We start from the raw sequence: 17,082 nt of genomic DNA, 5'->3' as shown, positions 1-17,082 counted from the left end.
ATAATGGAATCGCTCGTCTAAAGCGTTATTTCTCGCCGGCGCAGAGCTTCGACGACGGTATGCGTCCGCCCACGGACGCGAAGTTTACGGGCCGCGCTTTCGTAATGAGCCTCAACAGTGGCCCCGGAAATACCAAGCCGATCTGCCACGCCGCTATTCGAGCAGCCGAGGGCGAACCACGTCAGGACCTCGCGTTCGCGCATGGTGAGGCAAGGCGAATCAGCTTGCGGAGCCAAGCAGAAGGTTGCTCTCCTATGGGCATAGATCGCGACGAGTGCGATGGCAGACTGGACTTTGTGAGGTAAGCGGGCGCTATCTCCGGCCATGGTCACCACCGCCTGAAACTGATGTTCACTATAGATCGGAACGCAAAAGCCATTGATCATTGAAAAGTCGTGAGCGCGATCCATGATCTCGCGCTCCCGGGTCGTTGCTCTTTCTCTCCGATATACATCCGCCCATTCGAACGGCTGGTCGGTTTTCCTGCAATGAGCTGCAATCGGATCGTGGTCAGCGAAGGAATGGTGACAGTAGAGGTCGAACCAACCTCGCGGCCAACCATTGACTATGACGAAAGATTCAATCCTCTCGCCGCGATCTGGAAGGCCGCTAATAAGAACTGCATGATAGCCAAAGCTAGCCAGTTTTTTCCCGAGAGCTTGTGTGATCTCGATCGGCCGGCTTAGCGAGCTAAGCGTCGAAAGAAAATCAAGGGCATCACGCCTGATTTCACACGCTTCCACGACGGGCTGTCTCCCATTTTCACTGGATATTCTCTTCATCTAGGGCCCGTGCAAATGTATGGGCGACATCAATCGTGCGCCGTTCGCAGGCAGACCTTAAGCCATTGGGCTCGTACGCGAAGTCAACGGAGGGACGCACGCGCATTTGGACCATTAAAGTGACGCGGTGGATCAATATTAGCCGCCTCAAGTTGTCGTCACAGATTCGGCATTCCGTCGCTCCGGGTATTGCGTTGGGGATGGCGCCTCGGAAGGTCAACGGCCGCAGGTTAAGATCGTGGGAGAATTTTCAGCACCAGCTAGCGACGCATGGTGCGCTGTTTCGAAAGTCAAATGTTGCCCGTCGAGATTGGCGCAGGCTTTTTTTGGGTTCATCCCAAGTGCTTCGTCGAAGTCGTTGGGAGAGAGCTATTGGAGCCCACTTATGGCGCCTGAGATTATGGATTGGCGACAGTGTCCAGTTCGAGTTCGTGCGACACCTCGATGACCGTTTGTGAATGCTTGCCGTTCTCGAACAGCGCATATTTAACCGCTTGCGCGCGGTTAACGAAGAGGCCACCAAAGACGCCATGTTCTTCAAGAGCAACCCAGTTGCCGCTACGATTCCTGCCGATAAAGACGGTCGATGGTGTTGGACTCCACGAAGGAAAGTTGACGGGCTTCACAGTTTTGATCCTCGACGTTCGATGATGTGCTCCTCAGCAGATATCCAAAGCCCATACTGAAGCGGCATCAAACTAAAAGTCTTTAGGAGGCAACCCACCCACTAAGGGAGGGGACCTCAGGGCCTGATTCATGCTCGCGAGTTAAGTGTGGTCATCGGCACGTCCTCTTATCAGCGCTTCAATATGTCGCCTTTCTTAGGCATTTTCGACCCGTTCTCTTTCCTGACCGAGGCGAACTCGGCTGGCGTGTTGGACTTGAGGTCTTGGAGCTAAAGTTCTCGCATTGGGGTGGCCCTGTGTAGTCCGCCTCTTGGAGGATGCTTCTGAAAGCTTCTGAATGTAAACGCGAACGGCTAACCTCGACAGGTCTAGCCGGGTGAGCACCGGTGTCGCTTCAAACCTGATGAGGTGTCCGGTTACACAGCGCCGGTCTCATCTTGCAACCGTATGCCGCTGGCTGAGGCTTGGTGCGCCTCTAGGAGGTGTGGATTGTTGATTGGCAGGCCATCTGCACTGCGATTGTAATTCCAGCGCCGCACTTGAAAGCTCCGCGTTCTGTTAGGGTCTCCCACTATGCTACCGTATCGGTTCGCAGTGGCGTTCTCTTCGCAACCCCGTGGTCAATCTCAATCGCCAAAAATACAGAAAAAGGCGGGAATGTCTTCCTACCAGTTCTGTAGCGAAACTTTAGATGGCTCTCGTTCTGAATCCAATCATTTAGTTTGGGGAATATGACGCTGGCGCAGCGCGTTATCCGCCGAATTCTCCGGCCGTTTGAACAGCTCATCATGATTGTCGTGGCGCTGGATGCGCGGCCCGACGTGCTCATCGCAGACAAGCCGACAGACCCATATGCAGCCAGCGCGTTGGTGGAGGCGCCGTCGATTGACCTTTAAGCACGATCGCGTGGCTACGCATGGTCGCTCGGGGGCAGTTACCTGGAGCCGCCGCGGCTTCGACTCGCTTCAACACCAGGAAGTCATTCCAAATCTGCGCGATCATGATGCTCACAGAGCGCTGGCTGCACGCTCTTACTTCGCGAGCCTCGCGGCAAGTTCTATCCGCATCATTAGGCCGCTCTTGCATGTCGATGGCCCTACCGCGTTCTTGCCGACCTGCATCGGCTCGACGCGGCAAAACTGCAAAATGTGGCGATACTCTGGGACATGAAGGCTCGGGGTCGACGAGGAGGTTCATGCTGACTCAAATGTACAGTCCGGACGGCACGTCCGAGACGAGCTTATCGGGGATCTCCAAAGACGACGGCGTGGCAGATGATTATTACCTCCTCGAGAGGGATTTGTAGTGCCGCATGGCTCAGCTCCTAGATATGCACCGAACGAGCATCAATACCGAAAGGACCGACCGCGTCTGCACGGCGCGCAGAACCAAAGCGCGACGATGCTGGCCGCTCGAGCATGTCATATACCAGTTCTACATGACACTAATCCCGACCATGGCGCCTGTATCACGGGATGACGCATTGAGCAGATCGCGGACCAGCGGGCCTGCCAAAAAAGACGACGCTTCATTTTTCACATTGATATCGAGCCCCCAGTCAGTCGAAGGCAAGCTCTACCTCTATGTCGCGAATCGATTGCACCAGCAAGCTCAAGTTTATGCAAGTAGCAAAGACGAAGAGAGGGCCCTGGCCGCAGAAGCTCTGTCGCGGCTTCCCCCTACAGCGGTTCTCACGACAGTCGCGATGTCAGTTCCATACTGCCAACGCGCTACGCGGAGAGGGACAACGGCAATATGCGCGAGACAGATATTCAACATGCGCAGTCAGCAACGGAAACGAACGTTGCACGACTAAAACTAAGCCTCGACCGATGGCCGGGTCCGAACGAATGAACCACAGGATCAAGGCAGCACCGTCCGATGCAATCGCCACGAGAAATTAATCGGCTCAAAGCGCGACTTGCCGACTCCGTCAGCGCCAGCAACTACGTTTCGCGGCGGAGCGGATCGTTTTTGAAATGGGCTCGCTCTCCAAAGGGCTTGGGCATGCACTCAGGGCGCGAGGCTTTCCGGTGATTTGATGCGGGCCATACCAAGGCGGCGTTATCGATACGCATCAACAAGTCGGATCAGAATGATGCCGACGGTTTGGCCGAAATGTCCCGCATGGATGCTGTCGGGAAGCTGCCGTGGAGGGGCCGGAGACCTGGAACACCCGCTCCAGGCTGACGGCTCGAAGCAGTTAGTGGATCTGCGGCACGACCTCGAGGACCGGATGCGTGGTCTGTGTAACGAGCGCGGAATGTTGCTGGACAGTGCCGGTTTGACCAACTTGCCTCGCAAAGTCAGCGCCGTGGCGCTTGAGTCGTCGGACGTGCAAGGTACTTTCGTGCGCTACTCCTCGCGCAGTCCTATATACCGGGCAAATAAATATGATCGAGAAGTGTTGTCGATCGCGGCTGAGGTCCGGGACCGCGCGGTTCGGATGGCTCTGGATCACGCCGGCGAGCACCCTTCGCGCGCTGGGCGGCGGTGACATCGATTGCGGCCAAGATCGGCTGCACACCGCAAACGCTTCATGACTGGGTCAAGAAGGCCGAGATCGACGGCGGGCAGCGGGCCGGCGTTCCGACTGCGATGGCCGAGAAGCTGATGGCTGCCGACAGAAGGCTCGACGCCGGCCTCAGCCAGCCGCTCGGTGTACTAATGCATGTATTGGCTGCCCCTGTCGCTGTGGTGCTCGAGCCCGCCACGCTGGACCGGCCGTCGATCATGTAGTGCTTGCTCCAGCGCATCGAGCACGAAAGCTGCATGCGCCGTGCGCGAGGCCCGCCAGCCGACGATCCTGCGGGCATAGGCATCGATGACGAAGGCGATGTAGACGAAGCCGGTCCAGGTCGCGACATAGGTGAAGTCGGAGAGCCAAAGGACGTTCGGCCGTGGCGCCTTGAACTGGCGGTTGACGTGATCCAGCGGGCATGACGCCGCCTTGTCGCTGATGGTCTTGACGGATTTGCCGCGGATGCCCCCTTGCAAAACCATGTCCCGCATTACTCGCGATACGTGCAACGGGCAACATCGAAGCCTTCGCGTTTGAGCTGGCGCCACACGTTGCGCACACAGTAGACGGAGAAATTCTGGTGGAAGACGCGCGAACCTCGACCTTCAGAGCGGCATCCTGCCTGGCGCGCGCCGACCGCTTGGCGGGATCGCGCCGCTTGGCCACATGGGCGTGGTAGGTCGAGGGGGCGATCGGCAGGACCTTGCGGATCGCTCGACCCCATGCGCCCCACGATGATCATCGATGAAGGCGATCATGGCTTGGACCGGCGGCCGAGCTCCGCCATCGCAAAATAAGCGCTCGCCTTGCGCAGGATCTCGTTGCCGAAGCCGACGGTTCTCCCGTTCCAGCGCGATGAAGGCGATATAGACGAAGCCGGCCCAGGTTCGCGACATAGCCAGTGTCGGAGATTCCTACGACAACGCTCTCGCCGAACCCATCAACGGTCTCTACAAGGCCGAGGTGATCCATCGGCGCGGACCATGGCGCAGCTTCGAGGCCGTCGAGTTCGCGACCCTGGAATGGGTGGACTGGTTCAACAACCGGCGGCTCCTGGAGCCCATCGGAAGCATCCCGCCGACCGAAGCCGATCAACGCTACTACGCCATGCTGGAATAACCGGCCATGGCGGCATAACTTAAACCAAATGGCCTCCGGCAAACCTGGGGCGATTCAATGGCAGCAAGGGGATCAACCCATTCGGCCGCCAAAAAAGCGTCTGTCGCAAAATGGCGCGTCATCCTTAGTGCTATCAGGACTGATGGCAGTAAAAATTCTAGGTAGAGTTGCGTGCTGCATAATGCAGTTTTAAACCAACCCAATCCGACTTCGGCGGAGTAAGCGTCGCTGCCGGGACGAAGGTGCTGGCAATCTAGAAGTCGTCCCTGCGGGAATTCCGTAGCGCGCTCTTTACATCGAGATGAAGACCTCGCCAGCCATGCGGCGGCCGTAGAGACGAGCGCGAGCGAGCCATGAATCCGGCAGTGGATTACGTGTCGTATTGGGGGCGGCACCGTCCCCGCGATTAAAGCACGGACGGATATCCGCGCTCTCGTATCGCAGGGAATACTATCAGACTTCGTAGGTTGCCGGTTCTCGCTTGTGAGGTAAATGATTGGAAGTGCAGCTAATACGGCGGACTACTTGTGAAAGGTGCTGATGTAGCAGGTGAGCAATGATTGAGGTCAATACAAGCAGTCGCAAGCGAAGTCGGTGCCCGTCACTGAGCGGGCACGGTCTTCCGGTGTCAATGTGCTAATTAGACAGAGTTCGACACTTGGTGCCCAAGGGGAATACACTGGCACCTTTCGAGAGATAGGGCCCTCACGAATTCCGCAAAGGCAGCTATAGAGTTGTATTTGCGCCGCGGAATGTTCTCACAATAGGGTTCAGCATATAGCCGAAGAAGGCGGCGCCAACTTGAGCTCATCGCATCGACGTACGGAAATAGTGTGGCTGTTCGCGCCCGTGGCATTAAGCGCTGATTGTCGATTGGCCGAAATCGCGGCCGTTGCTACGCGCAAGATCGTCCAACAGGGGGTGGTTGTCGGACGATGCGGGCCCGTTGATCAAGCCGTAGAGGTGCTTGCGATCGACTGTGAGATGATGAATGAGCGCATTGAGCTATTTGGGAAGGGCTGGCGGAGGCTCTTCGAGAGACCAACGTCCCCCTGAACGAATTTCTATTCCAAGGACCAAGCATGTCCGATCACTGCAATTCCACCGCTCCCATCGATCCCGCGAAACTCGACCGGCTAGCCGAAGTGGCGGTCAAGGTGGGATTAGGCTTGCGGCCGGGCCAGGACGTTATCTTGACCGCGCCGTCGTTCGCGCTGCCACTGGTGCGGCGGATCGCAGTTCATGCCTACAGGGCCGGCGCACGCCTCGTGACGCCGATCTTGTCAGATGAAGAAGTGACGCTGTCGCGCTACCGCTATGGCGACGGAGACAGCTTCGATGGCGCCGCAAGCTGGCTCTATCAGGGCATGGCCAAGGCGTTCTCTGACAACAGCGCTCGGCTCGCAATCGTCGGCGAAAATCCGATGCTGCTGTCGGGCGAGGATCCTGCAAAGGTCGCGCGCGCCAGCAAGGCCAATTCCATGGCCTTCCAGCCGTTGCTTGAGAAGATAGCCAGTTTCGAGACCAATTGGAGCATGATCGCCTATCCGAGCCAGTCGTGGGCGAAGCAGGTCTTCCCCGAAGATCCCGAGGAGGTCGCGATCGCCAACCTGGCGCACGCGATCTTTGCGGCGTCGCGGGTCGATCGCGAAGATGCGATCGCCAACTGGGCGAGCCACAATGCGGTGCTGCGCGAGCGCGTCAACTGGCTCAACGCCAAACGTTTTCGCGCGCTGCACTGCACCGGCTCGGCCACCGATCTAACCATCGGTCTCGCCGACGGCCACGAATGGGAGGGCGGTGCATCGCTGGCGAAGAATGGTATCAGCTGTAACGCCAACATACCGACCGAGGAGGTCTTCACCACGCCGCATTGCCGGCGCGTAGATGGCCATGTCGTGAGCTCGAAGCCGCTGTCTTATCAGGGCACACTAATCGACCAGATCGCGGTGCGTTTCGAGGACGGAAAGATCGTCGATGCCAAGGCCTCGCGCGGCGAGGAAATGTTGGGCAAGGTGCTGGACACCGACGAAGGGGCGCGGCGACTCGGCGAAGTTGCGCTGGTGCCGCATTCCTCGCCGATCTCGCAGAGCGGGCTGTTGTTTTTCAACACGCTGTTTGACGAGAACGCCGCTTCGCACATTGCGCTTGGCCAGTGCTATTCGAAGTGCTTCATCAACAGCGCAAGCCTTACGCCTCAGCAGATCGCAGCCCAGGGCGGCAACCAGAGCCTGATCCATATCGATTGGATGATCGGATCGGCCGAGACCGACATAGACGGCATATTGCCCGACGGCAGCAAGGAAGCGATCTTCCGCAACGGTGAGTGGACATGGTAGACAAAGGCACCTTGCGCAAGTGAGCTCCACGCCCAAAGGCGGGATCATGTGAGGTGCTGTTCTTCGTGATAGTATCTGCGCCAGGTCAGCACCTTTTCCTCGCCGTGCACAAAGGGGCAGAAAGCAATGAGCGTTGAGGCATGCGGCCCGGAAGCACCCCACTGAATGCTTCGATGAACCCATTGGTTGCTGGCTTCCAGGGCTGTCAGGCGCCATGTTGATAGGCCCACAAGTTAAGTCGCTAAGACTTTCGCTGCCTGATCCGCGCGGGTGATCGCCGGGATCAGTGCGTTGCGAACCGCTTTCCAGCACCTCACGAACTCCGTGCGGTGGAAGATGAACTGCGGCGAAGCTCAAGCACTCGCTGCAGTGCCTCGGCGTCCACATCCCGGTCAACGCGAACGCGACAGCCGCCGCTAACTATGGTCAGTCATACGTCTTTGTCTTCACCCTCAATCGGACCGTGAGGCGTCGCGCCGGAGCGATACCGAGCAACTTCGCAACCGCTCGATACTTTGCGGCTGGACGGGGCTGAGGCGGAGAGTGCAGTCGGGCGAAAAGACAGGCTCGGCACGACGTCGAAATGTGGGGATCCGCAACCGGTGAGGCTTTGAATGTCAGCGCGACCTGGGCGGTGAAGCTTGCAAGGCGAGGTTTAAAAGTCCCACTCTTGGTCTAGATCATGCTGGAGGGGCGGTCAGTCAGCGCCACGTCAGTTTTGCACTTGCCAACACATCGCGCACTAATTGGGATTTGCTCTTGACAGAGGCATCAATGAGCCGCCAGCAGCCATGCTGAGATCCTAAGGCCCGAGATACGACGGGACCGTCGCCTCTGTTCATCCAGAGAACGACCTTGCGGCCGGGCCTTTTAACACATGAACCAGAGCAATATTGCAGCCCGAAGGACAAGCGGAAAGGCGCCGCGCTGACGCAGCTTTCGCGCCAGAAGGCGTGCGGCCTTTGAACTTTTCAAAGCCACGTCGCAGCAACGAGCACAGGCAGCTCGTCCCGTCCACGATAAGCCTTATTATCTCGACAAACTGCGTCTAGAGCATTTTCCGACCTAGCGGAATCGGAGGGGATTTCCTTGCGAGGCAAATCGTGATTCACCCTGAGGGCTGGTGATGGAGGCCAGCCCCTATGGCTAAACCACTCTCGCCGGACCTTCGCCTTCATTATTCGAGCTGTGATGGATGAAGCCATGAGCTGTCGGAGCGCCGCCAGCCGGTTCGGCGTGGCGCCATCGACGGCGATGGAGCTGGTCAGCGACTCGCGAAGCACCGGCTGTGAGGCGGGAGCGCAGGGCGGAGACCGGCGTTTAGCGCGGATCGAGGGGGCATGCTGCGGAGATCCTCTCCCTGGTCAAGGCTACCCCTGAGATGACGCTGGCCGAGATCGCTGACGATCTCTTCAAAGTCCAAGGCGAGCGGTCGTTCCGAGCGTGGTCTGACGATTCGTCGATCGCCACAACATCACATTCAAAAAACATCGCACGCCAGCGAGCAGGATCGACCGGACCTGGCCGCTGAACGCGCGGCGTGGAGGGATCTCAGTCTGAGATCTGCATCCATCGGTTGGTGTTCATCGAGGAGACGGGAGCCTCGACCAAGATGGCGCGGCGCTATGGCCGTTCGCCGTACGTGCCGGTCGTCCTGAGCGCGCCGACGAAGGTTGTCGTCTTCCAATGACCATGCGGGAGCACTGCGAAACAGCGCTGCCCGCGCCAAGCTCAAAGCCGCCCTTCGAAAGGCCGCCCCCAGGTCAATCGAGGCTTTGGGCAACGCTATCGCCCTCGCGCTAGCCGCCTTCACCGCCGAAGCGTGCCTGAACTTCTTTGCCGCAGCCGGTTATGATCGTGTCTGATCAAAATCTGCTCTAGCTCTGTCGGCATGTGGTATCCGAGAAAGCTGGCAATCGACAGACCAGTCGCCCAGAGGGCCCCCAATCCAGCGCGCTCGGCGGTCGCGACAGCGAGCCCTTCATGCGCCTCCATTGAAACGAGAGCTCACCAGCAGACCTGAGTGGGCAGCGCTCTTGACAGGGGACCAGCGGGTATTGATCGCTTGCGTCGGGCGATCGGACTTCACGATCCCATATCGATCTGCCGTGAAGTCAACCAATGGCTGGCGTTCGTAGTCAGGCGGGCCCTAGGAGTGGTGCGCTCTCGAGTGGTGTTCTGCCGAAGCGATCCGAATCGACACACTGTGAAACAGACATGAGTGCAGATCGGAATGTTTGCGTTCGGCAGCTAAGGGCTGCGGCCATCAGTTGAAAGGCCATGTCTGGCCGCAGGGCGACTGTCGAAAATTTCAGTTCGCGCAGGTGCTGCTACGAATATGGCCGTAGGGTTGGCGCAAGCAGTGCTGTCGCATTTACGACATATGTCGTAATCGCTTCGAGAACTGTTGGTGCTGCAGTCGGATCGCCAGTCTCCAAGGTTGGATCGGCAGTTTCCTAATGGGTTGTCTTGGTGGGTGATTTTTGCGATTGCCGCGATGTGGTATGGCATTTGCTGATCTCGTTCCAGGTCCTCTCGGCTCCAGGAGAAAGCCATGGTCGATGTGCAAGACATCGTGCTGTCCGCACGGGAAAAACAGTGCTTGCGGTGGGTAGAGGAGGGCAAATCATCCTGGGCAATCGGAGTCATACTGGAAGTTAGCGAGAATACTGTCAATTTTCACCTTAAGAACGCGATGCGAAAGCTGGAAACAACCAGCCGCACCCAGTGCGTTGTCAAGGCGCGCCGTCTCAGACTGATTTGAGTTATGGACGGCCCTCAGCGCGTGCCCGGCGACGCCTATCGCCAGCTACCGGAATCGATCCGTACAGCCCGATCTCGTCCCCCGAGAGCAGCGGGTCGCCGACCATGATCTGGCGGATCCGGCGCGAGATTCCTCCACTTCATCGGCGGCCTTCTGGCATTGGATCCCTGCAATTGGACCCAGTTGCGGGCCGAGGAAGCCGCCCACGAACGGAGCCGTGATTCGCCGGAATCGTCGACAGTGTCTTCGGCAAGAAACGCCGCAAGGCGGCGACCGTGGCGACCTGGCGAGCCGCGGTATACCGCGCTTTCGAATCGCCGCACTGTGATGCTGCGGCATCCGATGGTGTCGCCGCCATGATGCCGGGCACCGACAGGCGCACCGCCCGTATGGTTCGGGCAGCTGAGCGTTCGTGCTTCTGGAGCACCGCGCACGCAGCCTTCTCAAGTGACATGCGCCATTTATTGCGGCGGGTTCAATTGTGTTAGGTGCGCCGCGGGTCCGAAACTGCTGTTGCCGCGGAAAACGCGCAGTAAGATTGGATTTCCAGCGCAAGCAGATCGACACCGCCCTTATCGAGCTCGTCAGGAACGCGTGAACAGTTAGATCGGACATAATCGGAAGGTCATTCCGATTCGTGGCGAGGGCGCACGGCGAACCAGAGTCTCCGGTCCTCCACTATCTTGTCGCCACCAAGCAAGTCTATGGACTGTGGCGCTTTGCTAGTTCAAAGCGTAGAGTTCTTATCGCGCCGTTTGCAAGATGCAGCATCCCCCTCGCCGGTCTTAGCCGAGCACTCCAAGCGAGTTCGTAAGCGATCATAGAGCAAGATCCGAGGATTATGTGCCAGGATCGGATCTGTGTCGACGAAGCGCAAGCCTTGGTAAATGCGGCGCTCACAAGAGCCTTATCGGGTGGGATAGGCTCGGATAGGATCCGATCCATGATGAAAAACGCTCCAGAGCAGTCTGACATAGAGCGCAACAGTTATTCGGGCGGAGCTCGGATTCTTTAGAACTGAAACGCGATCCGTGCCCTCAAAGTCTCATAGCATCCTGATGCAGCAATACTTAGTCGTCCGTGAACAAGGTTCTAAGCGATTGAGCAGGAGTCTTTTTTTCGGATTCGAGGCGGTTTGAGATTGCAGGGAATGGGAGGTTGAGGCCGCCAAACCCTGCAATTTCGCTTTTGGATTCCCTTTCGCTGCGGACCATGATTCTGTGGTGCATCGGAGGGGCCGATGCGACCGAAGAAGCACAGGACGACGGGATCGAACGATCTGTTCCGGGCGCGGCTGGACCAGATCATCAACATGAAGCACGAGCTGGTTCAGCTCGCCGGCAAGATCGATTGGGACTGGATCGACGGCGAGGTCGCGCCGCTCTACAGCGAGAATGGCCGGCCCGGGATCGAGACCCGGTTCATGATCGGGCTGCTGTTGCTCAAGCACACTTACGGGCTGTCCGATGAGGGGGTGTGCGAGCGCTGGGTCCACGACCCTTATTTCCAGTTCTTCACCGGCGAAGAGTTTTTCCGGCACGCTTTCCCGCACGAACGCCAGCTAGTTTGCTCCCGCTTTCGCGTTATAGCCTCTGTGAGAACCTCATTTTCGATGGTCCCTAGTTCGACGACTCCTCCGCGGGCTCGAACATTAGGTGTGCCGGGTAGTGCCTTGCGCCAAACACCGGGTCATCAGTCATGAATCCGGTGTGGACGAGCTTATCGAGAACCAGGCTTGCACCCTGACGCGCGTTCCGAAGACCAATGTGCGAAGCTACATCGAGCGGCTCATTTAGCAAGCCGGCAAGCATGGCCGCGTCGCTCAGGTTATCCTGAACGCGTTTGTGGAGATACAGCCGTGCCGCCTCACTCACCCCGAAGACGCTAGCTCCGATCTGCACACGGTTTAGATAAATCTTTAGGAGTTCATCCTTGCTGGGCCGCCATTGCAGCGAAATCGCGACAAGTGCCTCGTGAACCCTGTCCTCGACAGTGCCTCCATTTGACGGGAATAGAATGCTCGCAACCTGCTGGCTAACTGACGAGTGTACGCGGTCTATGCCCGAGTTAGCATGAAATGAGCGGGCGATAGCGGCAAGGTCGATGCCGGAATGGCTGTAGAAGCGGCGATCCTCGGTCGCAAGCGTCGCCTTGATTAAGACGTCCGGAACCTCTTCCAGTGCAATCGAGCTAAACGCAGCGCAAGCGCTGGTCTGACCCGCGCGGCAGTCCGGCAGACACACTGTGGGTCAGAGTCCTCGTCCCAATTCTGACCGGCGGTCTCATGAAAAATCGGGGTTGTCACGGTCAAGGACAGTATACGGCTGAGGACCCCATTGTTAAAGCCTCCGAAAGCGGCTCACGATCACCCAGCGTAACGATCGGCCAACACGCAGCGCACCCACATCAGCTCGTAACCATAGTGGTAATTGAACAGATAGGCCCGGCTATTCCCATTATACGCTCTTGGCTCGCGGCGGTCCGGGTTCGCGGCATCATCTGATTCACTTACTGCTTTCAATTATGTTGAGTTCGAGAGTCGAAGGGCGTGCCGCTGTCGGCATGCCGCTCGGGCTGCGGCTAACGCAAGCTTGCAAATCGGGCGTCAGCTCTGACATGGTGAGGCCACCCCGGCTGCAGCTATGAGGGTGATCGCGGATCGTGAATCGTTCAGCGGTCACGCTGTATTCTCCATGGCATCTAGTCTGCAGTACCCCATGCTGGTTGCCGGCAAGCGTTTCGGTTGAGGGAGCTTCGCTAGTCGGCATCACGGCTGAAGCTGTCACTTTGGTAAATCAATGCTCGCGCGTCTCCGAAATTTGAGTGGTGCTTTCCCAGGAGCAGCGGGGTGGGCATAAGCCATATGCAGCCGCGCGCGCTCTCGCCGCCTGCGAGAATGCCAGCTTCGGACGGCATAGCCGGCGCCAGACCCGGCGATAAAGATCAGAGCGAGAAGAACCAATGCGACCATCAAGTTATATCCGTCTCCAGCACCGCCTCGCAGATCGTCAATGTGCTGTGCCGTCGTCATAAGGCGGGTAATGTCCCAGTTGAGCGAATCGAACCTTTTGTTGGTACAGCTTGACGCTAGGTACGATTCAAGTCTTTAGGAGGCTATGGGAGCATCGTTGCTGGATCACTCAGGACATTGTGTAAGACCAACTCTCGATTGGCCCAGGTGTTCAGCTGTTGCAAGTTGTGCGCTCGCGGCGTAGTGCCCTAGCATATGTCCCTTACGCCAGGGAGGTTGACGCCGTCGCAGCCGCGGTTATCGGTCATTGTCTGCGCAAGTCCATGCCCAGCTTTCGATCTGAACACCATTTGCGTGTTCCAGCCGATCGTGATCACGGATTCCAGACCATCGTGATCACCCATTCCAGAGCATCGTGATCACCGTTTCCAGCGGATCGTGATCGCTATTTCCAGCGATTGCGATCGGGGTAACCAGGAGGCGGGGTCTGCAACCCGGGTAGCTTGGTCTTTTGCCTAACCGCAGAGGATCGAGATGCCGACCGAGAGACTGTCCATGCGCCACATTCGCGAAGTTCTACGCCTGCACTACAGCGTCGGCATGTCGCAACGCGCCGTTGCCCGCAGCCTGGCTTGGCCCAGGGCACGGTCAGCAAGTACCTCAACCGAACCCGCCGGGCCGGCCTGACCTGGCCGTTGCCGCCGGAGCTGGATGACGACGTCCGGCTTGAGAACCGCCTATATCCGCCGCCATCCGATCGGCCCAGCGACGAGCGTCCACAGCCGGATTGGGCGCTGGTGCATCGCGAGCTGCGGCGCCCGAACGTCACGCTGATGCTGCTGTGGGAGGAGTATTGCGGCGCAAACTCCGACTGCTTCAGCTATTCGTGGTTCTGCGAACGCTACAAGGAATGGGCCGGCCTCCTCAAGCCCACCCTGCGCCAGATCCATGTCGCCGGCGAGAAGCTGTTCGTCGACTATTCCGGCCACACCATGGAGGTGGTTGACGGGCTCACCGGTGAGGTGCGCAGCGCACAGATCTTCGTCGCCGTGCTCGGCGCCTCGAATTACACCTACGCCGAGGCCAGCCTCAGCCAAAGCCTGCCGGACTGGATCGCCTCACACGTCCGCGCATTTGCCTATTTCGGCGGCGCGGCCCGGCAGACGGTGAGCGACAATCTCAAGGCCGGCATCACCCGGGCCTGCTTTCACGAGCCGATGGTCAACCGGACCTATGCCGATCTCGCCCGCCATTACCGCACCGCCATCGTCCCGGCGCGGCCGTATCGTCCGCGCGACAAAGCCAAGGTCGAAGTCGGGGTCCAAATTGTCGGGCGATGGATTCTCGCGCGCTTGCGCAACCACCGATTCTTCTCGCTCGCCGCCCTCAACGAGGCGATCCACGCGCTCCTGGTCGAGCTGAACGACCGACCTCTCCGAAGCTGGGGACGAAGTCGGCGCGACCTGTTCGAAGAGCTCGATCGTCCGGCGCTCACTCCCTTGCCGGATGAGCCGCACCAGTATGCCGAGTGGAAGCGCTGCCGGGTCAACCTCGATTATCACATCGAGATCGCCAAGCATTACTACAGCGTCCCTCACAACCTCGTGCGTCAAGAGGTCGAGACCCGCGTCACCCAAAAGACCGTCGAGATTTTCCTGCGCGGCAAGAGGGTGGCGTCACATCTGCGCAGCACCTTGCAGCATCGCCCGACGACGATTGCCGAGCATATGCCGAGCTCGCATCGTCGTTATCGCGACTGGACCCATGAGCGTATTCGTTCCGAAGCTGCCAAGGTCGGTCCCGATGCCGAGACACTGATCGACGTCATCTTGCGGTCGCGGCCGCATCCGGAACAGGGCTTCCGCTCGGCCGTCGGCATTCTCGGCCTGGTCAAGCGCTACGGCCAGGAACGCGTCGACGCCGCCTGCGCGCGGGCGCTGCTGCTCAACGCCCGTTCGTACAAATCGGTCGCCGCCATCCTCAAAAACGGCACTGACAGAACCGCGCCGCCCGCCGAGGAGGCGCCCATCCTCTTCCACGCCAACATCCGTGGCCGCACTTACTACAATTGATCAGGAGAGATATCAGCATGCTCATTCATCCCACCGTCGATCGCTTGCGCGCCCTCGGCCTTGCCGGCATGGCCGACACCTTCGTCGAACTGCAGAACAATCCCGAGGCGGCCGAGATGCCGCACGCCGATTGGCTCGGCCTCCTCGTCGATCGCGAGGTCACTGCCCGCGACAACCGCCGCCTTACGCGCCGTTTGAGCAGCGCCAAGCTGCGTCAAGCGGCCGCCGTCGAGAACGTCGACTATCGCACCGCCCGTGGTCTCGACCGTTCGCTTTTCCAAACCCTCGCCACCTGCCAATGGATCCGTGAGGCCAACCACCTGGTCATCGTCGGTCCAACCGGCACCGGCAAGTCCTGGCTTGCCTGTGCGCTCGGCAACAAAGCCTGCCGCGACGGCTTCTCCGTGCTCTACAAGCGGGCACCCCGCCTGTTCGCAGATCTCGCGCAGGCGCGCGGCGAAGGCCGTCTGGCCCGCCTGATCGCCGCCCTCGAGCGCGTCAATCTCCTCATCCTCGACGACTGGGGACCTGAACCGCTTACCGCCGACCAGCGCCGGGATCTGCTCGAGATTGTCGATGATCGCTACGACAAGGGATCCTTATTGATCACAAGTCAGGTCCCCGTGTCGCAATGGCACGACGTCATTGCCGACCCCACACTTGGCGATGCGATATTGGACCGCATCATTCACAATGCCCACCGCATCGAACTCAAGGGCGACAGTCTGCGGCGCCAAGCTGGTGAAAAGAAAAAGCCGTGAGCACCTCCCGCACGATCGTTCCGCCGGCCCACAGGCCCCTCCCGCGCGCGTCGCTGCGTCGCTCGTGGGGGCACTCCGCGCCGCGCACGGGGCCCTCCCATGGACCGCCGGAACGATCTTCGAACCAACCCGCCAGCCTTGACGAGGAGGCCGTTTCCAGCACACATAAACTCGTCAGTCGTGTTCGTCTCCAGTGATCGCCATCATCTGGAATCCGTGATCACCATCGCCTGGAACGCCTGATCACCATCTCTGGAATGCGCACACCATTTGAGTGCACGCGACTAGGAGCCGTTTAATGGGTATCTGCAACGGCAAAGCCACTCCCCGAGCTTCCTAAGAAAGGCGCTTGTTGATACGGATGAGTATGGTCCCGAGCTTATTCGGCTTGGCGAATTGCGCACATGGCGCGTCTGTTGTCGGGAAAGAATGTCAATCGTGCCCAGGCAATCGGGCCGTGCAGGGTAATCCGTCTGAAACGCGCTACCTGCTCATCTGGCCCAGCCATCGCTCTAATAACAGACCAGCGCGAGCTCACTAGAAAATGCACGAAAGCTGTTCAAGGGGCTTCCGGAGCGCTGTCCGGAACGACCTCACTCTGCACTCGGCTCTCGCTTTGAAACTGCGAGGCCTCGCCTATGTGAGCTTTTGGGGATCTGACTGCGACGAGCTACTAGCCCAGGAGAACGGCTTTGCATGATGCAGCAAGCGCGGCCTACCGAACTGCATAGGAGCGTGTATGGCTCGTGTGCAGCAGAGCCCCGGCCGATGGGCCGGGGCTTTCCATCTGCCGTTTGAACAACGGATCAATACTTGAGAAGACTCGGACCGCCGAACTTATAGTCGAGCCGTGCAGTCACGAGATCGAACTCCTGGCGGATGTGATCGGTCCCACCGGCGGGCGCGGCGAAGTTCACCGCCGCGGACTGCATGAATAAATGATCGCACTCGAAGCCAAGCGACCAGTTCGGCGCGAAGCCGTACTCGATGCCGGCTCTCAACGCGCCGCCCAAAAGAACGTGCTCGCTGTTCCCAAGCGGCGGGCCCGTGAGGCTCGAGCTGATCTGATAGGCGTTGCTCGTCACTGCGCCGACGCCTTTGGGTAACCCCTACGCGGTAGGCCGCAG

At 59.0% G+C, this 17,082-nt stretch carries 7 protein-coding genes, 6 pseudogenes and 1 other annotated feature; of the genes and pseudogenes, 8 read left to right on the top strand and 5 right to left on the bottom strand.

What is annotated here, in order from left to right:
• Window positions 1–17: 17 nt before the first annotated feature.
• Window positions 18–782 (bottom strand): LuxR family transcriptional regulator, encoded by a 765-nt coding sequence (locus FXB41_RS39060; RefSeq protein ID WP_219685540.1) that lies wholly within the window; start codon window positions 780–782, stop codon window positions 18–20.
• Window positions 783–1,180: 398 nt separating this feature from the next.
• Window positions 1,181–1,408, bottom strand: a complete 228-nt coding sequence (locus tag FXB41_RS39055; RefSeq protein ID WP_376707541.1) for a hypothetical protein — start codon at window positions 1,406–1,408, stop codon at window positions 1,181–1,183.
• Between the two features lie 731 nt (window positions 1,409–2,139).
• Here FXB41_RS39055 and FXB41_RS39050 point away from each other — a divergent pair.
• Window positions 2,140–2,304, top strand: a complete 165-nt coding sequence (locus FXB41_RS39050) for a hypothetical protein (RefSeq protein ID WP_219685539.1) — start codon at window positions 2,140–2,142, stop codon at window positions 2,302–2,304.
• A gap of 1,550 nt (window positions 2,305–3,854) precedes the next feature.
• Window positions 3,855–4,016: pseudogene (locus FXB41_RS41340) on the top strand (IS3 family transposase); the annotation flags it as partial.
• Between the two features lie 59 nt (window positions 4,017–4,075).
• On the opposite strand, the pseudogene FXB41_RS39045 reads toward FXB41_RS41340, so the two are convergent.
• Window positions 4,076–4,780: pseudogene (locus FXB41_RS39045) on the bottom strand (IS3 family transposase); the annotation flags it as partial.
• Window positions 4,614–4,729, bottom strand: a sequence feature (AL1L pseudoknot). (Overlaps the previous pseudogene by 116 nt.)
• 43 nt (window positions 4,781–4,823) lie before the next feature.
• Here FXB41_RS39045 and FXB41_RS39040 point away from each other — a divergent pair.
• The 4 genes and pseudogenes from FXB41_RS39040 to FXB41_RS39025 form a co-directional block, all read left to right on the top strand.
• Window positions 4,824–5,048 (top strand): annotated as a pseudogene (locus tag FXB41_RS39040) (integrase core domain-containing protein); the annotation flags it as partial.
• A gap of 1,082 nt (window positions 5,049–6,130) precedes the next feature.
• Window positions 6,131–7,387, top strand: a complete 1,257-nt coding sequence (locus FXB41_RS39035; RefSeq protein ID WP_219685538.1) for an aminopeptidase — start codon at window positions 6,131–6,133, stop codon at window positions 7,385–7,387.
• A gap of 2,572 nt (window positions 7,388–9,959) precedes the next feature.
• Window positions 9,960–10,151: pseudogene (locus FXB41_RS39030) on the top strand (response regulator transcription factor); the annotation flags it as partial.
• Window positions 10,152–11,391: 1,240 nt separating this feature from the next.
• Window positions 11,392–11,709, top strand: a pseudogene (locus tag FXB41_RS39025) (transposase); the annotation flags it as partial.
• Between the two features lie 61 nt (window positions 11,710–11,770).
• On the opposite strand, the gene FXB41_RS42125 reads toward FXB41_RS39025, so the two are convergent.
• Complete coding sequence (locus FXB41_RS42125; RefSeq protein WP_219685536.1) at window positions 11,771–12,394, bottom strand: transglycosylase domain-containing protein; 624 nt, start codon at window positions 12,392–12,394, stop codon at window positions 11,771–11,773.
• Window positions 12,395–13,656: 1,262 nt separating this feature from the next.
• On the opposite strand from FXB41_RS42125, the pseudogene istA reads away from it, so the two are divergent.
• Window positions 13,657–15,194, top strand: a pseudogene (istA, locus tag FXB41_RS39015) (IS21 family transposase).
• Window positions 15,195–15,211: 17 nt separating this feature from the next.
• The gene (istB, locus tag FXB41_RS39010; RefSeq protein WP_219685535.1) at window positions 15,212–15,955 is read left to right on the top strand and encodes an IS21-like element helper ATPase IstB; all 744 of its coding nucleotides are present in this window, start codon (window positions 15,212–15,214) and stop codon (window positions 15,953–15,955) included.
• Between the two features lie 806 nt (window positions 15,956–16,761).
• Here istB and FXB41_RS39005 read toward each other — a convergent pair.
• Window positions 16,762–17,040, bottom strand: coding sequence for an outer membrane protein (locus FXB41_RS39005; protein WP_219685534.1), 279 nt, complete (start codon window positions 17,038–17,040; stop codon window positions 16,762–16,764).
• Window positions 17,041–17,082: the final 42 nt, after the last annotated feature.

Origin of the sequence: Bradyrhizobium canariense (genome assembly GCF_019402665.1) — a bacterium.
In the GTDB taxonomy this organism is placed as follows: domain Bacteria; phylum Pseudomonadota; class Alphaproteobacteria; order Rhizobiales; family Xanthobacteraceae; genus Bradyrhizobium; species Bradyrhizobium canariense.
The sequence above is the reverse complement of the archived record's forward strand: the minus strand, read 5'-3'. Positions and strand labels throughout refer to the sequence as shown.